This window comes from Skermanella sp., from assembly GCF_059503625.1.
The window spans coordinates 1,127-4,908 of record NZ_JCACHA010001173.1; the positions used below are offsets into that span (position 1 = coordinate 1,127).

The window sequence follows — 3,782 nt, forward strand, 5'->3', positions numbered from 1 at the left end:
CGAACGACAGCACGATGATCCTGCCCGCCGCGTCGTCGCGCCGGCTGGCCGCCGATACCCCGAGCCCCAGCAGCGACCGCAGGTCGACCAGCGGAAGCAGCCGGCCGCGCAGCGTCATGACGCCCAGGTTGTGGCCGTCGGCATGGGGCATCCGGGCGACGCCGGCCTGCCGCCGGACGATCTCGCGTACGGCGGAAACCGGGATCGCGTATTCCTCGCCGTCGGCTTCGAAGGTGACCAGCGTCCGCGTTTCCGCCGCCGCGTCCGTCCGGACCGGGGCGGCAGCCTGTCCGTTGCCTTGTCCGGTTCCCTGGCCGCCCGAAGACCGGTGGACCGGGCGTGCGGCCCCGGCGGCGATGCGCGGCAGCACCCGTTCCAGGTCCAGCAGCGAAACCGCCGCTTCGCCGGCTCCCTCGCCCGTCTCCCCCGGCGCCGAACCGATCATGCCGGCGATGCGGTCGACCTGAAGCCCGATCCGCCGCCCGCCGCCCAGCACGACCACCCGCACGCCTTCGCCGGTTACGGCCTCCGGCTGCCCCAGCGCCCGCCGCATGTCGATCAGCACGGTGACGGTGCCGCGCAGGTTCATCAGCCCTTCCACCGCCGGCGGACTGAGGGGGACCGGCAGTACCTCCGGCCGCCGGACCACCTCGACGATGTCGGCGACCGGCAGTGCCGCACTGACGTCGCCGATCCGAAAGACGAGATGCTGGCTTCGCACCGCCGGCGCGACCGGGCCGCCAGCGGCGGCCGGACCGTCAGCGGCGGCCGGGCCAGAAGCGGCTGCCATCGGCTTTCCCCGTGTCCTGGTCACTCCCCGCTCACTCTGCGGAGTTCTGGAGTTCGTCCGCGAGCGAGGCTATTTCCTCGATCGAGGCCGCCAGATCCTCGGCGCCGCGCGCCTGCTGCCGGGATGCCGCCGCCGCCTGCTCGGCCGCGCGGCTGGCCTGCTCCGCCGCCGTCGCGACCTGCCCGGTTCCGGCCGACGCCTGGGCCGTCGCCCGCAGGATGACGTCGGCGTCCTGGAGAAGCCCTTCGTTGCCGGTGCGGATCTCCGCCATGTCGGCTTCGACCGCGCCGAACGTATCGATGATGTCGCGGTTCTTCCGCACTTCCAGGTCGTTGGCGGCCAGCGTCACTTCCAGCTCCATCCTGACCGCCCGCACATGGTCCTGGATCGCCTGCACCGTGTCCTTGATCCGATCGCCGTTCTCCGCCGAGTCCCGCGCCAGATTGCGGATGTCGGCGGAAACCAGCGCGAAGCCACGGCCCGCGTCGCCGCTCCGCGCCGCTTCGACCGAACCGCTGATCGCCAGCATGTTGGTCTGGATCGACACCGTGTTGATGCCGTCGACGATCTTGCCGATCCGGCGCACCATCTGTTCAAGCGTCCCGATCCGTCCCAGGCTTGCATGGGTCTGCGCCACGGCCTGCTCGACCCCGTCGATCAGGGACGTGACGTTCCGCCGGCCGTCCGCGATCAGATCAGCCATGGTGGCGGACCGGTCGACGGCGCCGCCGGTTCCGGTGCGTATCCGCCGTGCCGAAGCCTCGATCTGGGTGAGGGCGGCGCTCGACTGGCGGGTCGCGGAGGCCTGCTGTTCCGCGCCCCGGTTGATCTGATCGACCGCCGTCATGATATGGGCCGCGGCGCCGGAAAACTCCTGGACGGTCGCCGACAGCTCCTCCGAAGCCGACGCCACCTGTTCGGCGCTCCGGATCAGGTCGCCGCTGTGGAGCAGCTCGTCCGCCAGTCCGGCCAGCTCCTGCGCCGTCATCTGCGCCTGTTCCAGCGCCAGGGTCTGTTCCGCCAGACTCCGGAGCGACTCGTCCGTCGCCGCCGACTGTTCCTCGGCGGCAGCCGCGATCTGCTCGGAGCCGCGCTGGACTTCCACCGCCGCATGCTCGGCCTCCTGCGCCGCCGCGGCGAGGTCCAGGCTGTCCCGCGCCAGTTCGCCCATGCCGGTGCGGACCTGCTCGACGATGGCGACGACCTTGGCGCTGTTGTCCACCTCGCGCAGTGCCGTCGCCGCCGTCGCCGTGATGCCGGTTGCCAGCGTGCCGACCTCTTCCTGGATGCGGGAGACCAACTCCGCGATTTCGCGCGCACTCTTCTCCGCCGTTTCGGCAAGCGCACGGACCTCGTCGGCCACTACAGCGAACCCATTGCCCGCCTGACCGGCGCGTGCCGCCTCGATCGCGGCGTTCAGCGCCAGCAGGTCGGTCTGGTCGGCGATATAGCTGACGGTGCGGACGACGGTGCCGATGCTGGAAGCCAGTTCCTTCAGCTCCTCGATCAGCGCCACCGCGGCCGTCTGCCGCTTGGCCGCCGCCGAGATGCCCGCTACCGAAGCGGTGATCTGGGCGCCGGTCTCACCCAGAAGAACCTGAAGGGCTTCCGTCTTCTGGCGCGACGCCGCCGCCATGGTGCGAGCCCTGGCGAGCAGGGCCACGATGTCGGTGACCGCCGCCAGCGACTCCTGCGCGGCGCTGGAGGACTCCTGCGCGCCGCTGGCGATCTCCTCCATGCTGCGCCGAAGCTCCTCGGCCGCCGAGGCGGCCTCCGTCGTGGCCGAAGCCATCTCGGTGCTGGCGGCGGCTATGCGTTCCGCGATCTTCTGCTGCCGCGCATAGGTGCGGGCGCGGGTCCGTTGCGGGGCGGCGGCGGGCGATTGTGCGGGCGCAGCCCGGGCTACGGTTCTTTCCGCCGGCTCGGCAGGCCGCTGGGCCGCATAGGTGGATTTTTTGATCAACGCCATCTCGAAGCCCCTTAGCGGCAGACTACAGCCCGCCAACATAAAGAACTACCTTGATGCCGCAAGCGATCTTTGAGATAGCATTTATTTCGTGTTGTTCTTGAAACCGGCTGCCCCGGCTTTCTGCTCCCGCGGCCCCATCACTCCGGCAGTCTGGCGCTTTTGCCGGGATGGTGGATCGGGCAGCCGTTTCGTTCGGCGCGGAAGCCCGCCGACATCTCGTAGGAAGGCTTGCGCACCCGGTTGATCGAGCCGAGCGGCCGGTGCGCCGCCAGCCCGTGCCACGGGCTGAACGCGAATCCGTCATCGACCACATGCGACCGCTGCTCGCTCCATCCCGTCTGCGGCGGCAGCGTGATCCGCGCGACCGCGACGAACGGACTGCGGTCCTCCGGCCACTCGACCGAGGCGTCCTCGACCGGCATGGCATCGAGATCGGTGCAAAGCTGCGCCCTGACTTCCCAGGAACCCGAATTGCGCCGGAAGAACCCGGTGACGGCATCGCGGATCACGTTGGGATTGCCGGACGTGGCGAGCGTCGTCCCGGTCAGCGCGGTCAGTTCGGGCGATACCGGGGCCAGCGAAAGCTTGGCGATGTAGTCGCCGTAGCGGAAAGCCGTCTGCGTATAGAAAGTATCGCCGAGCGGGTGCGTCTGCAGCGCCCCGCCCATGGTCTTGAGAGTGGAACTCTCCCCGCCGAACGCCTCCACGACGTTCTCGGCACCGCGCAGCACCGCCGATACCGCCTTCTTGAGGATCTGCGGCTGATCGGTCGTCGCGGCGAGCAGCTTCAGGCTGGCGAGGAACTTCCTGGCATTCGGCACTGCGAAGGCTGGTGAGTTGACCAGCAGGAAGTCCTGCGTCGTCGAAGACCCGGCGCCGGGAAGCCGCTCGCCTTCTACCCCCAGCACCTTGATCGCCAACCCACGCGGCACGGTGACGCTGTCGTCCAGGATATCGCCGGGGATGGTGGAAAGGCGCAGCATCACGGGATAGCTTTCCCGTCGGGCGAATATCCCCTGGGCG

Annotated in this window: 3 protein-coding genes; all 3 read right to left on the minus strand. The window is 69.6% G+C overall.

From position 1 onward, the window contains the following. A partial coding sequence (locus tag AC5JJ6_RS41465) for a chemotaxis protein CheW (RefSeq protein ID WP_496047658.1) occupies positions 1 to 790 on the minus strand: 790 nt, incomplete at its 3' end. A 31-nt stretch (positions 791 to 821) separates the two neighbouring features. After that, positions 822 to 2,759, minus strand: coding sequence for a methyl-accepting chemotaxis protein (locus tag AC5JJ6_RS41470; RefSeq protein WP_496047659.1), 1,938 nt, complete (start codon positions 2,757 to 2,759; stop codon positions 822 to 824). Between the two features lie 137 nt (positions 2,760 to 2,896). Next, positions 2,897 to 3,782, minus strand: an 886-nt coding sequence (locus AC5JJ6_RS41475; protein WP_496047660.1) for a catalase family protein, incomplete at its 5' end; no start/stop codon positions are given.

Excerpts from the sequence above, each read along its gene's own strand:
- AC5JJ6_RS41470 (WP_496047659.1), bottom strand. The coding sequence starts at position 2,759 with ATGGCGTTGATCAAAAAATCCACCTATGCGGCCCAGCGGCCTGCCGAG.